9 protein-coding genes are annotated in these 18,960 nt (G+C 45.3%); all 9 read left to right on the plus strand.

The genetic code is table 11. The annotated features are described in order from the left end of the window. The first annotated feature begins 11 nt into the window (after nt 1-11). The 9 genes from FPZ44_RS03320 (at nt 12) to FPZ44_RS03360 (ending at nt 18,726) form a co-directional block, all read left to right on the plus strand. Nucleotides 12-761 (plus strand): polyketide synthase, encoded by a 750-nt coding sequence (locus tag FPZ44_RS03320; RefSeq protein WP_144987371.1) that lies wholly within the window; start codon nt 12-14, stop codon nt 759-761. A 33-nt stretch (nt 762-794) separates the two neighbouring features. After that, entirely contained in the window at nt 795-3,467 is a 2,673-nt protein-coding gene (locus FPZ44_RS03325; RefSeq protein WP_186785898.1) for a type I polyketide synthase, read from the plus strand. 17 nt (nt 3,468-3,484) lie between these two features. After that, nucleotides 3,485-9,181, plus strand: coding sequence for a non-ribosomal peptide synthetase (locus FPZ44_RS03330; protein ID WP_144987373.1), 5,697 nt, complete (start codon nt 3,485-3,487; stop codon nt 9,179-9,181). A gap of 29 nt (nt 9,182-9,210) precedes the next feature. Then, nucleotides 9,211-10,215, plus strand: a complete 1,005-nt coding sequence (sbnA, locus tag FPZ44_RS03335) for a 2,3-diaminopropionate biosynthesis protein SbnA (protein WP_261378188.1) — start codon at nt 9,211-9,213, stop codon at nt 10,213-10,215. Next, entirely contained in the window at nt 10,208-11,257 is a 1,050-nt protein-coding gene (gene sbnB, locus FPZ44_RS03340; RefSeq protein ID WP_144987375.1) for a 2,3-diaminopropionate biosynthesis protein SbnB, read from the plus strand. Before sbnA ends, sbnB begins: the two co-directional genes overlap by 8 nt. Before the next feature lie 447 nt (nt 11,258-11,704). Continuing rightward, nucleotides 11,705-12,814: an FG-GAP repeat domain-containing protein gene (locus FPZ44_RS03345; protein ID WP_261378363.1), complete on the plus strand. Its 1,110-nt coding sequence runs from the start codon at nt 11,705-11,707 to the stop codon at nt 12,812-12,814. Between the two features lie 329 nt (nt 12,815-13,143). Continuing rightward, nucleotides 13,144-14,787: a hypothetical protein gene (locus tag FPZ44_RS03350; RefSeq protein WP_144987379.1), complete on the plus strand. Its 1,644-nt coding sequence runs from the start codon at nt 13,144-13,146 to the stop codon at nt 14,785-14,787. After that, on the plus strand, nt 14,759-16,480 hold the full coding sequence (locus tag FPZ44_RS03355) for a GBS Bsp-like repeat-containing protein (protein ID WP_144987381.1): 1,722 nt from the start codon (nt 14,759-14,761) through the stop codon (nt 16,478-16,480). Before FPZ44_RS03350 ends, FPZ44_RS03355 begins: the two co-directional genes overlap by 29 nt. A gap of 257 nt (nt 16,481-16,737) precedes the next feature. Further along, complete coding sequence (locus FPZ44_RS03360) at nt 16,738-18,726, plus strand: PA14 domain-containing protein (protein ID WP_144987383.1); 1,989 nt, start codon at nt 16,738-16,740, stop codon at nt 18,724-18,726. Nucleotides 18,727-18,960: the final 234 nt, after the last annotated feature.

The raw sequence follows: 18,960 nt of genomic DNA on the forward strand, positions 1-18,960 counted from the left end.
GAGCGCCAGTTATGAAACAATCAATTGTTCAAATGAATGAAATAGAACCTGGGATCATACTGCTGCAAATGGAAGACCGCGAGCATAAAAACATGCTTACTCCAGACATGACCGCTTCACTACAAGCGGCATTTCGTCTTATCGGAGCGGATACGCGGTACCGTGCAGTCATCTGGACGGGATATGATAGCTATTTCTCATCCGGGGGCACGAAGGAAGGGTTATTGTCTATCCATGCAGGCCAGGCCGTATTTACAGATGCATCTGTATTTCAACTGTCTTTAGAATGTCCGGTTCCAGTTATTGCGGCGATGCAGGGGCATGCAATCGGCGGGGGATTGTCGATGGGACTCTTTGCCGATTTTGTAGTGTTGAGTCGCGAAAGTGTATATACAGCCAATTATATGAAATACGGCTTTACACCAGGCATGGGTGCTACCTTTATTATGCCATATAAGCTGGGGTATTCACTTGGCAGCGAAATGCTGCTGACAGGCAACGCTTATCGCGGGGGCGAACTGGAGCGACGTGGCGTTCCGTTTTCCGTTGTCCCGAGAGGGGATGTACTGGCGGAGGCTTTGGAATTGGCACGAAATATGGCCTTGAAGCCGCGAGCATCACTGGTTACTTTGAAGCATCATTTGACAAGGACAATCCGGGAACAGCTCTCGGAAGTCATCCAGCAGGAAATTGTAATGCATGAACAGACGATTCACCAAGCGGAAGTTAAAGAGCGGATTACACACTTATTTGGTAATTAATGAGATGAAATTTACAGTTAAAGAGGGAGATAAATGAACGCACAAGCGATCTTACGGTCTCTGCAGGAGGGCAAAATTAGTCTGGAGGAGGCTAAGCATAGACTTAGCGAGGCTTCGAGACAGGAACAGCGTGCAGCGGAAGGGCGCGCACGGACACAAGATTCGGTACAAGAATTGAGACAAGAGGTACAGGACGCTATATCGAATTCGAAATGGATGCATGAGCAAGCGCCTGCAGCAGAACCAAAGCTAAAACACGAACCATCCCCCCAGCCTTTTGGAGCTATACGTGATTCATATGATGCGAGAAATAAGGGAGCAGCTGATCGTAAACGAGACTCCGATGCTATTGCTATCATTGGGATGTCCGGGCAGTTTCCGCAGGCGAACACAATGGAGCAATTTTGGAGTAATATGGCGGAAGGGCGCGACTGTATAAGTGAAGTACCCGCAAAGAGGTGGGATATGTCGTTCTACGACGCGGACCCCAAGAAGCCTGGGAAAAGCTATTCCAAGTGGATGGGTGTATTGGAAGAGGCAGACCAATTCGATCCTCACTTCTTCCATTTGTCTCCTGCTGAGGCCGAATTGATGGACCCGCAGCAGCGGTTGTTTCTAGAGCATTGTTGGAGGAGTCTGGAGGACGCTGGTATTGCACCTTCCAGCTTAGCGGGCAGCCGCTGCGGCGTATTCGCAGGCTGCTCCGTGAACGACTACGACCATCTCATGGGCAACGAAGGGATGAGCGCGTATGGACTGGTAGGACGTTCTATTGCGATCCTTCCTGCCCGAATCTCCTACTTTCTTAACTTAAAAGGCCCATGTTTAGCAATAGATACGTCTTGTTCCGCCTCATTGGTTGCGATTGCAGAAGCCTGCAACAGCTTGAAGCTAGGAGATAGTGATTTGGCGCTGGCAGGCGGTGTATGCGTGCTGACTAATCCCGAGATGCATATTATGACAAGCAAGGCAGGTATGCTGTCGCCGGACGGGCGCTGCTTTACGTTTGACAATCGGGCTAATGGCTTTGTGCCAGGTGAAGGTGTTGGGGTTATCTTGCTCAAACGTCTGGCCGATGCTGTCCGGGATGAGGATCTTATCTATGGTGTCATTCGCGGCTGGGGGATGAATCAGGATGGCAGAACAAACGGGATTACAGCCCCTAGCGGTCAATCTCAAAGTGAGCTGGAACGTGATGTATACGAGCGTTTTGGCATTGATCCTGAATCGATTACGATGGTCGAGACTCACGGTACAGGCACGAAATTAGGCGATCCGATTGAAGTCGAAGCGTTGACAGCTGCCTTCCAGACCTACACGCAAAAAAAAGGTTACTGCGCCCTTGGCTCGGTTAAAAGTAATATCGGTCATCTGCTGACAGCTGCTGGAGCAGCCGGTGTTATTAAAGTTCTTCTCTCGATGCAGCATAAGCTGCTGCCGCCGACGATTCATTTTGAAGCTTTAAATGATCACATTACGTTAAGTGAGAGTCCATTTTATGTAAATACGCAGCTGCGACCATGGAACACTGCTGCATCTGAACCAAGACGCGCCGCGGTGAGCTCTTTCGGATTCAGTGGCACGAACGCCCATCTAGTTATAGAAGAGTATGTATCCTCAGTTCAGGAGATTGCCTGCTCAACGCAAGTGCATCCTCAGGTTGCCACACAAAGGGGAACAGGTAGCGGTTTTTCCTCTTCACATGTTGATGTCATGAGTGCGGCAGATGCTGAACGTGCGACAAATGCAAGGAATGTCGGCTCTGTTGGACAGTATGTATTTCCTTTGTCTGCTCCAGATGCAGATGGACTTATTCGATATGCCGCCGAGCTTCAGAAATGGATTGGCAGCAAGGGCTCTAATAATCCCGAAATCGTAAAGTCACTGGCATATACGCTTCAGATTGGGCGCGAACCAATGAAGGAACGTGTGGTAATTCTCGCTGCTCAACTGTCAGATCTGTTAGTAGGCTTGAATAGTTATGTAAACAATCAGACCTCACCTCATGTGATTACGAAATGGAATGTATCCGATACACCCTTTACAGCAAGTGTACGAGATGGTTTGCCGCCGAACGAGCTCAAGCATGTAATGGATGCAGCCACTACCTGGGTGAATGGTGGGATTGTTCCTTGGCATGACTTGTATAGGGACATCCCTATTAATCCTTCGCGATTAAGATTGCCGGGCTATCCATTTAAAAAGGAGCGCTACTGGGTTCAACACGCGCCCACCAATGCGGCTTTGCCTCAGCAAATTCAAGCACCAACAGCCCATGACTCAGCAGACGCGAGGGCGTATGTCTACGAGCTGCTTGAAAGGCACAGTATAGGCATTCAGTCGAAGCATTCTGTACATTCGTTTGATGAGGAATTGCCGTTTATTCAATTGGGTCTGGATTCGTTAGTGGCGATCCATATCCAGAATACGATTATGAAGGATTATGGCCTTGAAGTTACGATGGTGCAGCTTATGGATGGCTTGAATACACGTGAGCTGATTCAACTGCTGGAAGGCGGGGATCATGAACTTGCCGTTAAACTTACTGAAGCGACTGCAGCAGAGCATTCAAATGATGCGCAACAGCGGCAATGGCTGGATATGGAAGATAGCGAACCGCGAATGGATCAAGTTAAGCAAAGTGGACATCGTGCTCTGGGACAGCAAGAAAAGAAGCAAGATGAAGTGGTTTGGATGGAGTTATAAGAAAAAGGAGGAGCCGTATGCGGTTTTTTGCCTTGCTTCATGAACTGATGCTAAAAGGGATTGCCTTTAAAGTAGACGAAGGCAGGCTGCGCTACAGCGATGAAGGCGGCGTCATGACAGAGTCGATGCGGGCGGAACTGCTCGCCTATCGGCCAGAGTTCATCAAACTTACGAGCGGTGGAAACAGTTTTCAAGTTTCCCCTGTGTCGCCAGCCCAGCAGGCGATGTGGATGATGCATCAATTTTACCCGGAAAGTGCGGCTTACAACACGGTGCTTGGCCTACGGTTGACATCACAAGTAGACGAACATGCATTGGAGCAGGCTTGCCAACAGTTGACGGAGAGACATTCTGCTTTGCGCTCCACTTTTTGGAGCGACGGCCCTGATGTGTTGCAAGTCGTCCATGACCAACATCGTGTATGGTGGCAAACCTACGATTGTCGGGCATTGAGCGTCGAGCAAGCTCGAGCAGAGATGACTCGACGCAGCAAGGAGCCATTTCGTCTGGAGCGAGGCTCCTTGTTTCGCGCGGAGTTGTTCCGGATGGAGGATCATTGCTGTTTGGTGCTGACGGCACATCATATCATTATGGACGCATGGTCGTACCATCTGATTGTTGAGCAGTTGGAAGCTTGTTATCGTGCAAGAATTACAGGTAGAGAGGTCATCTTGCCTCCTCTTGACTGTCAGTATGAGGACTACGTATTACAACAGCATCAGATGCTGGCGGGGCCTAAAGGCGAGTCGCTAGCTGCTTATTGGTACGATCGTCTATCCGGTGAACTTCCGACGATACATCTACCTGTGGATTATCCTCGCCAGCCTGTTCAGCGAGGAAATGGAGATTCCGTCGCCTTTGAGCTTGACTCCACGCTGCTAGGTAGATTGTCGGCTGCAGCACAGGATACGGGCAGCACCCTGTACGTTACGCTGCTCGCTGCTTATTTGGTGCTGCTGCATCGTTATACCGGTCAGGAAGAACTGCTTGTCGGCACGCCAGCAACGGGGCGGACGAAGCCGGAGTGGGCTGGCGTAGTCGGATACTTCATCAATGCCGTCGTTATTCGAGCAGACTGTGCAGGAGAGCCGACATTTGCCGCTTTTACTAGCCAAGTGAAGCGGGCTGTGCTGGCAGCACTGGAGCATCAGGAATATCCATTTGCTCTGCTGTTGGACAAGCTTGGGCTGAAGCCTGATCCGAGCCGGCAGCAGCTGCTGCAAGTCATGTTTGTTTTTATCGATGATATCCGCAAAGCGCAGCAGGCGCACAGCACGAGCACAGCATTGTGGACTCCATTTGATCTACCAAGCGAAGAAGGACAGAATGATCTGATGCTCGTCATGACGAAGCTCGGTGAGCGCTTTGCAGGAGCATTGCGTTATGATGCTGATCTGTTTGAGCGGGATACCATAACCCGCATGGCAGACAGCTTTTTAACACTGCTGCACAGCATCGCGGACAATCCGCACCTGCCAATTAGCAAGCTTCCGATCGTAAGCGCTTCTGAACGAATGCGTCAGCTTGTATTATGGAACGATACAGACACATCATATCCTCGTGAATTCCGCTTGCATGAGCTGTTTGAGCAGCAGGTTGAACGTACGCCTCATGCTGTAGCTGTTGTTGACAGCAAAACGTCGCTCACCTACGCACAATTAAATCGATACTCGAACGAAGTGGCAGCTGCGCTAATAACAAGAGGCGTAGTTCCCGATGATAGAATCTGCATTTTGGAAGATCGAGGCTGTGATTTCCTGATTGCGATGCTAGGTGTTTTTAAATCCGGCGCTGCCTATATTCCGCTTGATCCACGGCATCCATCAAGTCGACATCTTAGTATTATCCGCGACAGTGATGCTCAAGTTCTACTTACTTCCTCAGATAAATCCAAACCTCTTGTCCAAGAGACGAATCGAATGCGCCTTGCGATGCTGCCCATAAAACAGTTGTACGGACAACAAGCAGATTGCCGTAATCCACACGTACGCGTGTCCGCGGATCATCTGGCTTATGTTATTTATACATCAGGCTCAACAGGTAAACCAAAGGGAGCCATGGTGGAGCAGCGGGGCATGTTAAACCATCTGTACGCTAAAATAAATGATTTGTCCCTTGGACCAGGCGATGTAGTCGTGCAAAATGCTTCTCAATGCTTTGATATCTCCGTATGGCAATTTCTCTCCGCTATCGTATTAGGAGGGACGACACGAATCGTTGAAGATGAGCTTGTGATGGATCCAGTTCCATTTCTCGATGTCATTGCTGCTTCGGGCACAACCATTTTGGAAATGGTGCCTTCTTTGCTGCATGCCGTGCTTGATGTCATTCAGGCGAAACCTGACCTGACAGCCAAGCTTCATAGTCTAAGGTGGATGATTGTAACCGGCGAGGCGTTGCCGCCAAATCTATGTGTAAGATGGTTTGCACGATATCCTCATGTTCCGATGATGAATGCTTATGGTCCAACTGAATGCTCGGACGACGTGGCTCACTATGTGCTACATGCTCCGCCAGAGGAGCATCGTACCATCATGCCTATCGGTCGTTCGATCCAAAATACGAGACTATATATACTGGATCGGTATCTAGAACCAGTACCCATTGGTGCGACTGGAGAATTGTATGTTGCCGGAGAAGGCGTGGGACGTGGTTATTTAAATGATCCCGAACGAACGCAGCAAGCTTTCCTGATCGATCATCTGGCCGTCAAGCCAGGTGGGAGATTGTATCGTACAGGTGATCGTGCTAAATATTTGGCTAACGGAGATATTGAATACCACGGGCGAATTGATTATCAAGTGAAGGTGCGAGGCTTCCGGATTGAACTTGGTGAAATTGAGGCTGCTATGCAAAAGCAGGCAGGGATCAAAGAGGCTGTCGTAGTGGCAAAAGGTGAGGCGTTGGAGGACAAGACGCTAATTGCATTCTGGATTGCGGACACAGAGACTGCATCTTCATCCTTTGCGGATGGACATCAGAACTTCAAAAGATTACTGGGCCAAGCATTGCCGGAATATATGGTACCAGCTGTCTGGCTGCAGCTGAGGCAGTTTCCGTTGTCGGCTAACGGCAAAATAGACCGCAACTGGCTAACCGCCAACACGCTACAGGAAATTGGGCATCAATATGGAGTGGATGGAACAGCATTAGAGCCATCTAAAGAGCATACTTCAGCTGAAACTAAGCGTGAAAGCGGCACTGTTTCTAATGAGGCTGTTCGCGATCGGGAATGGCTGAATACTGGAAATGGGGTAAACAGTCTAGCTGAAAATGCGGTCGGCCTTCAGGTTGCAGCTAAGGCTGCCCCTTCGACTCCCGACATGCCATCTGGAAAAGAACTACGGGCGTTGCTACAAGGCTGGATGGAACACGATGTGGGTACGATTATCGCTGAGATGATGAACTTGGCGGCTAATGATCTGGATAGGCGAGCTAATTTGATTGAGAACGGTTTTAACTCGATTAAGTTTATAACACTGAGTGCCAAGCTGGATGAACGATACGGGATTCGGATTGCTCCACCGCAATTTTTTGATTTTGCGACAACGAGGGGTATTATTCAGTATTTGCTGAACAACTATCTGGAGCAAGTAACAGCTAAGTATGCTGAGCCTTTGCAGCGATGGCAGCAGGGAAGTCTTGACGCGAATTACACAGTGAGTGCCAGTCACGCATCAAATGGTGGATCTGCGACATTCCAAAGGGATGAGGCTGTTCTTTTCCATGATGAAGGCAATCAAGCAGCAGAAGCTTCGGATGATTTGGACGCAGAGTGGATGGAATCAGCTGTTGCAATTATTGGGATGGATGCTCGTACACCAGGTGCGCGTAACGTGTCAGAGATGTGGGACAATCTAATCGGCGGCGTGGATGTGATTACGGAGATCCCTGCTGATCGATGGGATTGGCGCCAAGTATCGGGTGAACATACAAAGGCCAGATGGGGCGGTTTTATCGCCGATGTGGATAAATTCGACGCCGGTTTCTTTGGTGTGCCTGAAGAAAAAGCACACCAGATGGACCCGCAGCAGCGACTTATGCTGGAAGCCTCTTGGAAAGCGGTAGAAGATGCTGGATACAAGATGTCTGAGCTGTCTACTCGCCAAGTTGGTGTATTTATGGCTGTAGCTTATACGGATTATATGGACGTGCTCCGCGAAAGCGGGCACAATCTGGATCTTCATGCTGCAGCAGGCATGGAGCGAACCTTGATCCCGAACATGATTTCTCATTACTTTGATCTTACTGGTCCGAGCGAAGCTATAGATACCGCCTGCTCCAGTTCGCTTACGGCATTAAGCCGGGGGGTGGAAGCTCTGCGCAGCGGCGCATGTGATACAGCGATTATCGGGGCCAGCAATTTAATACTAAGTCCGCGATTATTTACAGTGTTTGATGAGCTGGGAAAGTTGAGCAGTGATGGACGCTGCAAAACGTTTGACAAGGATGCAGATGGATATGTCAGATCAGAAGGTGTCATTACTGTGGTCTTAAAGCCGTTAAAGGCAGCAATCGCCGACCATGATCATATCCATGCTGTAATTAGAGGGTGCACGACTCGACACATCGGTCGATCCAGCGCCTTTACTGCACCGAAATCCACTTCTCAATCTGATCTGATCAAGGAAACCTATAAGCGCCATTCTGTTGATTTGTGTTCGCTTGGCTATGTTGAAATGCATGGGCCCGGGATCAGCTTAGTTGACGCTGTAGAAGTTAATGCACTGAGCAATACGATGAAGGAGTCGCTGGAAAGTGAATCATCTGAAGCGAAAGCTTCTTTTGCTTGTGGCATTGGCTCGGTCAAATCTAACCTTGGGCATATGGAAGCGGCAGGTGGGCTAGCAGGCCTGCTCAAAATTGTAATGTCCATGCAGCACGGCATTATACCTGCCAATGCTAATATTCAAGAGCTGAATCCTTATTTGGAGCTGGCAGACAGCCCGCTTTACGTCCTTCAAGAGAACACGCCATGGCAGGACACCTTAGACCGGCTCGGTCAGCGTAAGCCAAGAAGAGCCGGCATTAGTTCTTTTGGCGGCGGCGGGGTGATCGCCCATGCGATTGTCGAGGAGTATGTCAACAAGCAGCATCTTTATGCGAAGGAACCTGCTGACAATGGTGATCATGCTAAGCGAGAGTATGCCATTCCGCTGTCGGCCAAAAGCGAGCGATCGCTGCGCCAATATGCAGCGGACTTGGCTGCATTTATTTTGCCGCTTCTGCAGGACAGCCCGTCCGACCAAGCATCACTACGAGCCAACCAGATTGACAACACAGCGAATAAACGCCCATACAGGCTTATGGATATAGCCTACACACTCCAATCTGGCAGGGAAGAATTCGAAGAACGGCTTGGCCTGACGGCAACTGGGTTGGATGAACTTTATCGTAAGTTATTATGGTTTGCCGAGGACAAGTTGGATGAACGTGAATATTACAGAGCTACCGTTCAAGCCGTAGACGTTGAGACTGAGCAGTGGACAGACCACATCGATGGAAAGAAAGCCGATGCAACAGGGACTGCTGCGAAACTGACTGCTGAGCAAATGATTCAACGATGGGCGAACGGCCTTACAGTGGAATGGAATCAGCTATATGAGGCGGAAGCGAGGCCGTATAGGGTGCCGCTCCCGACGTATTCATTTCATAAAGAGCGCTACTGGGTAGAAGTGCCCGATAGTCGTAGAGAAATGGTAGCACAAGTGTAATCCAGAGTGGCCATATCAGGTGGAGAGTGATGATGAGGATGGTAAATACAATAGAAGCACGCGCGTTTCCGGACAATGGAGTCCTATCTTTAATTGGCAACACCCCTCTTCTAAAATTAGAGCGTATTGTGTCGCAAAACCGATTTAGTCTATACGGCAAGCTCGAAATGTGCAATCCAGGCTCCAGTATGAAAGACCGCACCGCTCTAAGTATGATTAAGGAAGCGTGGAAACGCGGCGACATCAATGAAGATACCACCATTATTGAATCAAGCTCTGGCAATCTTGCTGTAGGGCTGGCCCAGCTTGCTAACTATTTGGGACTGCGATTTATTTGCGTGCTTGACCCGAAGACGAATCAGCAGACGATCAAAGTGCTTCGAGCATATGGTGCGATCATCGATATGGTAAACGAGCCTGATCCTGTAACAGGTGAATATTTGCAAGCGAGAATTAATCGTGTTAGCTGGCTAAAGGAAAACACCCCCAACAGCTTCTGGTGCAACCAATATGCTAATCTCGACAATCCGTTGGCACACCGTCATCTCATGAATGAGATTATGACCGTGCTTGATGGTCAGCTCGATTATTTGTTTTTATCCGTAAGTACGTGCGGGACGTTCAGAGGGTGCTTTGAGTATATTCAGCAGCACGGACTGAATACCAAGATTGTGGCAGTGGATGCATTAGGCAGCGTGATTTTTGGTGACAAAGGAAAGGCCAAGCGATTAATACCCGGCCATGGTGCTGCCAGGGTACCAGAGCTGTTTCAGTCAGGCATGGAATATCAGCAGGTGCATGTGACAGACATGGAATGTGTGGAGGGGTGCCGCTTACTGTTGCAGCGGGAATCTATTTTAGCAGGCGGCTCCTCTGGGGCCATTATTACGGCGATTAAGCGTCTTGAACCTGAAATTAGTGATAATTCTACCTGTGTGGCGATATTAGCGGACAGCGGCGAGCGTTATATGGATACGGTTTATTCGGAAGAATGGGTCCAATCACATTTAAAAGGGGGAAGAATCGATGAGTAGTGTAGCAATCGAGCAAGGGCAAATGGTGCTTTTGACAGGCGATGAAATTGTTGATATTCTGCAGGGCCATGAACAGGAAACGATTAAACTTGTCCAAGCTGCCTATCAAACGCACAGTCTTGGTGATAGTGAGCTGCCGCACTCTACCTTTCTCCGCTTTCCGAGGCAGGAGCGGGATCGTATTATTGCGCTGACGGCTTATCTCGGAGGAGACTTCAACGTCGCTGGCCTGAAATGGATCGCCTCCTTTCCAAATAACATTCAACAAGGTCTTGAGCGAGCTTCTGCGACGCTCATATTAAATGCAATGGAGAACGGGCGGCCGAAGGCGATTATGGAAAGCTCCGTGATCAGCGCACAACGTACGGCAGCAGGTGCGGCTCTCGCAGCGGATCGCTTGTGGGCGAACAAGCCGCTTCACAAAGTAGGGATGATCGGCTGTGGACTGATTAACTATGAGACGTTCCGCTTTTTGCTGAGCGTCAGGCCAGAAGTGCATACTCTGTACGTCTATGATGTCGATTCTGCAAGAGCTGAGCAGTACAAACGAAAATGCCAGGAATATGCGGGTAATATTGAAATCGTGCTGAAACCGGATATGGAATCGATCTTGGCAGATGCAGACGTGATCTCGCTGGCGACGACGGCAGTACAGCCTCACATCCATGATCTGTCTATGTGCTCACCGGACAGCGTAATTCTGCATACGTCGCTGCGGGATATAAGCGCTGAGGCGATCTTGACCGTCGACAATATCGTCGACGATATCGATCATTGCTGCAGAGCGCAGACATCAGTCCACTTGGCTGAGCAGCACTCAGGGAATCGGGCGTTTATTCGCTGCACGATCGGCGACATCTTACTTGGCAATGCCCGCCCAAGGGAGCAGGGCAAGCCTGTTGTATATAGTGCTTTTGGTCTCGGCATACTGGATATCGCGTTAGGCGAATATGTATACAAGCGCGCACTTGAGCAGCAGGCAGGGATTCAAATCGGTTCGTTCTTCCCAACGAATTGGCTTGAGCGTGGCGGAAAGCTGTAGTCGTCAAACGGTCGATGGGGATCGGAACTTGCAAGCTCGGTAATTGTGAGTTTATATAACTAGCACGTGTGGTTTACAGTACTGAAATAATATATTCTTTCTCACTTAAAAGACGCAAGCACACTATGTGTTTGCGTCTTTTTTGCGTTCTTTTTAGGCTGTATGTTGTCTTGGATAAGAAGAGGTTCGTTCGGCTTGCTTAATTTCTATTGAATAACGGATAGTACTTCCTGCCAATGCTCATTTACTTGGCGATCCACAGATGGTTAAGGATGATAATAGGCAAGAATAAATAAATTTACATTTATTCATATAGACATAGCATGTATTGATTTATAAGATGATTAAGCTGACTAATCACCGGAATGTAAGAGTTATGAATATCACTTCTAATAATTACCTGGTTAAAGAATAAATCAATTTGAAGGAGCAGAATTATTGAACAACATGCGAAAATTTCAACTTCTTTTTACACTATTATTTTGCGTAACGACTATTACACATGCTACACCTTTACTGGCAAAGAAAAGCGGGCAGCAACGAACTTATTTATATAACGAGAATAATCAAATGACGCATTCGATTCCTTCATCTGGCATCATGACGGTATATACCTATGATATGAATGGGAATGTAGTCTCTCAGCAAGGGGCTATTGCTGTTAGTGATAATCAATTTATCGAGGATGTGAACGGGGATGGCAAGGCGGATTCCATACTGTATTATGCGAAAGAAGGAGCATGGTATGTTTCTTTGTCAACTGGTACTCAGTTCAAACCTTATTCAAAATGGCTAGCTGGACATGGTATTGGTTCTCAGCAGCAATTTATAGCCGACGTTAATGGGGATGGGAAATCAGATGCAATTGTTCATTTTTACGAAGCTGGGGAATGGTATGTTTCCCTCTCGAATGGCTCTTCATTTGAAGGCTACTCATTGTGGAAGACGGGATTTGGTAGTCCAATGTATCGACCGTTTATAGCAGATGTAACTGGTGATGGACGAGCGGATTGTATTTTGTTCAATAAGGAAAAAGGGAATTGGTCTGTAGCGCAATCAGACGGAAAGAGTTTTGGACAGCAGTCAAGTTGGTTAGAGGGACATGGCCTCGGCTCTCATAATCAATTCGTAGAAGATGTAAATGGAGATGGTAAAGCGGATTCTATTGTGTACTTTGGAGAAAGCGGCACTTGGTACGTATCGTTAGCCTATGGTACTAACTTCGGTGCGTATAGTCAATGGATAGAAGGGCATGGTACGGGATCGCATAAACAACTGTTAAGGGATGTTAACGGAGACAAGAAAGCAGATTCCGTCGTATATTTTTCGGAAACGGGAACATGGTACACGTCTATTTCAGATGGAGCACGGTTCGGTAACTACAGTAAATGGGTGGATGGGCATGGAGTGTCTTCGACGAGTCAATTGCTGGGTGATGTAAATGGAGATGGAAAACTGGACTCACTCGTTTATTTTGCGTTAAAAGGTTCTTGGTACGTGTCTAAATCGACTGGAAGATACTTTGAAGCATATAGTAAATGGATCGGACTGGATTAATGAGTTTTAGTCGAGCTAGAATTCACTTTAATACGTCTGGAGGTAACGTGACGTTAACAGTGGACTCCGCAGTTTTTCAAAGAGCTGCTGTTAAGTGAACGTAAATTTGAAAAGAAAGTCAGCCTTGAGGATTCAATTCCTCAAGGCTTTTCTTTTACTACATTTAATACAACATAAATAGTTATTGTATTTAAAATAAATAATGCTCATATAGACATGTATAATATTAATTTATAAGATTATTATGGCCTCTAATTTTCTGAAAGGTACATGCTGCGAATGTTTTCCTAACTCAAAAATAAATCTTCAAACTTAAAAGGGTGGTTTCTATGAAACGAATTTGTTGTGTCATACTGGCATGCGTCTTGTTGTTTACGGCTACAAGCGTAAGTGCTCTTACGGAGTATGTGTACAATGCAGACGGGCAGTTGGAGTACCAGTATAATTACAAGTCCAACAGGAAGGTAGACTACAAGCGAAATGAAAATGGAAGTCTGGTCAATAAAGTTGTAAAAGAAAATGCGGTGGTGCCTGTCCAAAATAGGCTTGTAGATGGGCAATTTGAACATTTTCAAAAGGGTAATAAAGGCTGGGTTATTCAAAATAGCAAAGCAGATGTAAAACCATTTACCAAATGGGAAGACGGTGGGCTTTCCATTCAATGTTCAGAGTTAGAGCTGCACAGTTTCTGTGGTGTTAGTCAAACGATCGCGGTGAAACCGAACCAGCCATTTGTCTATCAAGCTGTATTTGATATCCACCAGTTAGTAGGATCGCATGCGCAGATGTATGTCGATTTCTATGACAAGCAGGGAAAATGGGTTGGAGCTCATATAAAAGACATTCACCAAGATAATGGCCTTCCTATGTATACGACTTACAGTACTTCTGGTATTGTTCCAGCAGGTGCCGAAAAGGCAACCACATATCTTCTAATCCGAAGTGACTCTAATAATGGATCGGGAAGTCTCGATGTAACTAGTGCCAGCTTCCAATATGGTAAGGATAATAACCTGATTTATAATGGTCATTTGCAAATCAGCAATGGACACAATCTGTCAGAGGCTTGGACTAGACATACAGGAGGACTTCAAAATACGGTATATGAAAGAAAAAGAGATCAGTTTAATGATGTGCAAGAAATAAAAGTTAGTCAGCTTAGCGGTGGCGCTATGGGAGGTATTGCACAGCTCATAGAGGTAGAGCCCAATAAGAAATTTAAAGTGGCAGGCAATTTTCTGATAAGTGAATTAAATGGTGCACACGCTCAATTGTATGTAGATTTTCTTGATAAAAATGGAGTGTTTGTCGGTGCTAATGTAACCCCATATCATTCAACAACGGTTGGTCATTGGATTAATCTTGTTAATCATGGCACTGTTCCTGCAAATGCGGTATCAGCTAGAGTCTATGCTTTGGTTCGAGGGGACAAAGACAATAGTGCGGGTACGATGCAAGTCGATAACATTACTTTTAGTTATGATGAGAGCGATACCACGGTGAACGGGGATTTTAATGCTTACTATATTGATGATAATATCGCTGCTCATTGGAAATCTGCTTTATCGGTAGCTCAAGATAAACGGTATCAGCTTGTAAACGATAGTAAGGGAGATGTTTCGCAGTTTGTAAAAGGCAATCGTATTCAGAGTGGTGGATATGTAGGTATTCTTCAGACATTTAACGTGAATCCGCATCGTCATTTTGAAGCAAATGCAAATATAAAGATTCATGAATTGAAGGATGCTAAGGTACAGCTCTATATTGACTTCTTTAATGCAGAAGGAAAATACATGCAAACGAATGCAAAAGAGCTAAATGCTGTTACAGGAGCGCAGAGTGTAAAAGTAAGTACAAACGGAGAGGTTCCACCTGAAGCTACACATGCATCCGTGTACATTCTTATTCGCGGTAACAATAATGATGCCGGAGGGGCGATAACGGTTGAAAACGTTCAATTTACATATAAATAAAAATAAACGCAGTCAGAGTACTATCTTTATATTCACCTTTATGATGCTGCTAATTGTAACGATTGCATTCCAGGTATCCGTACATCCTGTATCTGCTGCACCAGCAGTACAAGTAGATGCAACGAACTCTATAATGGTGAACACTGATAACACGAAAGGATCGGTGTATATCTATGATGGAGATCAGAAGCTCCATACTACGTTTCAAAATGGAAAAACGATTATTAAGCAGAATGATCTTAAGGGAAATTTAATTAAGCGATATGTTCAGGCTGATAAGCTTGTATTTTCGACAAGTAATGCTTCGATATCTTTGTATATCAAGGCGAATCCAACGACTACTCATGAAGTGAAAGTACATACACGTAAAGATAAGTCAAAGCCAAACTATATAGAAACAAGTGCGACGAAACTTGGAAATGGAGTATGGAAAGCTGTTATACCTATGGAAAAATATCTTTATGGTGAAGAATTTTTTGAGTCTACAATTTATATCAATGGGGCATCGATTAAGCAGCTTGAGTTTAAAGTGGTAGAAACGGTGCAAACAGACTATAAATCGGTTGTTTCTCTAAAAGATGAGTTCATAAAAATACAAATATCTGGTGTTGCGTCAACCGTCTCGAAAGTTGAATTCCCAACATGGACGATAGCTAATGGGCAAGATGATCTGAAATGGATTCAAGGACAAAAAATAGACCACGACAAATGGGAAGTGAACATTCCATTCTCTGGTCACAATTACGAGCTTGGAAGTTATGTAACTCATATTTATTCACATGATAAGGATGGAAATGAAAGATATATAGCTGGGATAGGATATGAGGCAGTTGGTGGTGTAAAATATCCAGCACAATCGAAACTACAGGATCTTTCTCATGATGTCTATGTATACGGTGTTGATCCCAATGTTAAACAGGTAGAGTTCCCGACATGGACGCTACAAAATGAGCAAGATGATATTGAATGGATTCAAGGTGAGAAGGTAGCGTCGGGAGTGTGGAAGGGAACCGTTGTTTACAAAAAGCATAAAGATGAAGTTGGAACTTACGTTACACATGTTTATGGGGATAAGAAGGGTATTGATGGTTCAGTAAAAGTAGCTGTTGATGAAAATATTAAAGTTACAGCACCTCAAAGGGTAGAACTTAAAGAAGGACACTATCAGGTGAGAATATCCGGCTTGTCTAAAGATATAAAAAATGTATATTTTCCAACATGGACGGATAAAAACGGACAAGACGATCTTCTACATCCTTGGGCAAAAGGAATCCGAGAACAAAATGGAGACTGGGTCTACACAGTGGACTTTAGAAATCATAACTATGAATCTGGTAAGTACCACACTCATGGATATTCGGAAGATAAGTATGGAAATACAAGGATAATAAGTATAACAGAAGTACATGCAGAGCCAAGTGTGAAATTTAAAAATACAGTCCGCTTAGATGAGCAGTGGTATGACCTTTATGTATATGGGGTAGATCATGCAGCTAAGAAAGTGGAGTTCCCAACATGGACCGCTTTCCAAGGACAAGATGATATAAAGTGGATTCAAGGTGAGAAGATCAGCGAAGGCGTATGGCGAGGCAGAGTGAAGCTCAGTGATCATAACAATGAAAAAGGAATCTATCATAATCATATTTACATTGACCAAATCATGTTCCAAGCTCATGATGTTCAAGTGAAGTGATATAGCCCATTCACTGGGGTGAATGAACAGGGCATTACCACTAAAATGCATGCGACTTTAAACCTTGAAGGAGAGAAATTCCTTCAAGGTTTTTTATGCTCTTTTTGTCTGATTGAGCGTTACGTAAATTTGAATAACAAAAGCTAATTTATATATAAATCAAATAAATTTACAAATATTCATATGGACATATATTTTCGTTGTTATAAGATGAATAAGGCGACTAGCCGTTGGTAGATTAGTAGGGAGGCTGTGGAATGAATTCACGTATGTTAGGTTGGGTAGGCGTACTATTGATTTTTATTTTAATCGGAGGATTGTTTCCTAATTACGTTAGCGCTAACCAAGCTAAGAAGACGGTTAAGGCTGCTGGTACACCAGTGAATGGATTAAAGGGAGAATATTACGATAACAAAAATCTAACGAATCTTAAATTATCGCGCACAGATGCCAACATTGATTTCAAGTGGGATTTGGGCTCTCCCTCGCCTGAAATAAACGGTGACACATTCTCTGTACGCTGGACGGGGTATATACAACCGAAATTTAGCGAAGCGTATACCTTTTATATGGTATCGGATGATGGTGTACGGCTTTGGGTGAACGATCAATTGCTCATTGATGAATGGAAGGACCTAGCGGGTGATTTCGTAAGTAAGCCTATCCAATTAGAGGCTAACAAAAAGCATAAGATTAGGGTAGAGTACTTGGAAAATGACGGCAATGCAAGGACAGATTTGCAATGGTCGAGCCCTAGTCAGCCCAAGGCAGTCGTAGCTAACGAATTTTTATTTGCACCAGAAGCAACAGCTGGAACAGGCCTGCGCGGTGAATATTTTAATAATATGGATCTTACCAATTTGAAAATGACGCGTGTAGATAAAAACGTAAATCATAGCATAGGTTTGGACGCGCCTGAACCAAGTATGGGCGTAGATACGTTCTCGATAAGATGGACAGGTCAAATTGTACCGAAATACACAGAGGATTACATATTTAATATCATCACAGATGACGGCTTAAGAGTATGGATTAATGACCAATTAGTAATAGATAAGTGGAGTTCTCAAGTTGCAGAGTTCGATAGCAGTCCAATTCCATTAAAAGCAGGATACGCCTATAACATACGAATTGAATACTTCGAAAATGGAGGAGCTTCTACAGCTATTATGCGATGGTCGAGCCCAAGCCAAGCTAAAGAAGTAGTCCCTCAATCTGCATTGTATCCGCCTAGCTCAACGAGCGGTGTTGGCTTAAAGGGTGAGTATTACAACGGCAAGAATTTTGAAGAATTAAGGATGACTAGGGTAGATTCAAAGATCGACTACTATTGGGAAGCTGCATCTCCAACTCAAAGCATCTCGAATGAAGCCTTCTCTGTTCGTTGGACGGGATATGTAGTACCTAAATCTACGGAGCTATATAATTTCTACATGCTCGCAGACGATGGGGCGAGGGTGTGGATAAATAATCAGCTTGTACTAGATAGATGGGTAGACCAATCAGGTGAATTCGTTAGTTCCTCTGTGCCTTTAGTGAAAGGACAGAGATATGAAATCCGAATTGAATATTTTGAGAACGCAGGACATGCAACATCTAAGCTGCTGTGGTCTACGTCAACAATTTCCAAGGAAATTGTTCCACAAACGAATCTATACCCACCTGATGAAGTGAAGGGAGTAGGGTTAACGGCTGAGTATTTTAACAACATGGAACTAAAGGATATCGTAATGACCCGCACTGAAGCTGCGATTAATCACTCTTGGGCTGCTGAATCACCTGCTGCTGGCATAAATGCAGATCAATTCTCTGTTCGCTGGCGCGGTTACATTGAGCCTCCTGTAGAGGAGACATACACCTTCCACATCCATTCAGATGATGGTGTGAGGATATGGGTGAATAATCAATTGATTCTGGATAAGTGGGCTGATCAAGCAGGTGAATTTGATAGTATACCAATCTATTTGTATGCCGGACAACGATATGAGATACGTGTAGAGTATTTTGAGAATGTAGGACATGCTACTGCAATTTTGCAATGGTCCAGTCCTCAATTGGCTAAAGAGGTTATTAAGCAAACACAACTCTATCCGATTAAGGCTGCCACGGGTTCTGTAGCAAATGATAATAAGCGTAGGTATGCCTATGATGAGCAAGGGAAGCTTGTTTCGGTAACACTCCCTTCAGGCGAAGTTATTCATTATAGCTATGATGCAAATGGTAACTTGATATCAAGGAAGCGGTAACGAGAAGGATACTTTAGTATGTTAAAATTATAAAAATATACTCATATACGCATTTATGGTTTTGGGAATTGATTTATCGATATCTTAGTTGAGGTTTTTCATTACATTAAAATAAACAACAGGGGAATGTGAACAAATGAAAAAAATGAGGAAGTTATCCGCTTTACTTGCTTTAATCATGTTTTTGGAATTAGCAGCACCATTGTTTATGCAAGTTGCAGAAGCAGTGGCAGC

This window comes from Paenibacillus agilis, assembly GCF_007786455.1.
In the GTDB taxonomy this organism is placed as follows: domain Bacteria; phylum Bacillota; class Bacilli; order Paenibacillales; family Paenibacillaceae; genus Paenibacillus_B; species Paenibacillus_B agilis.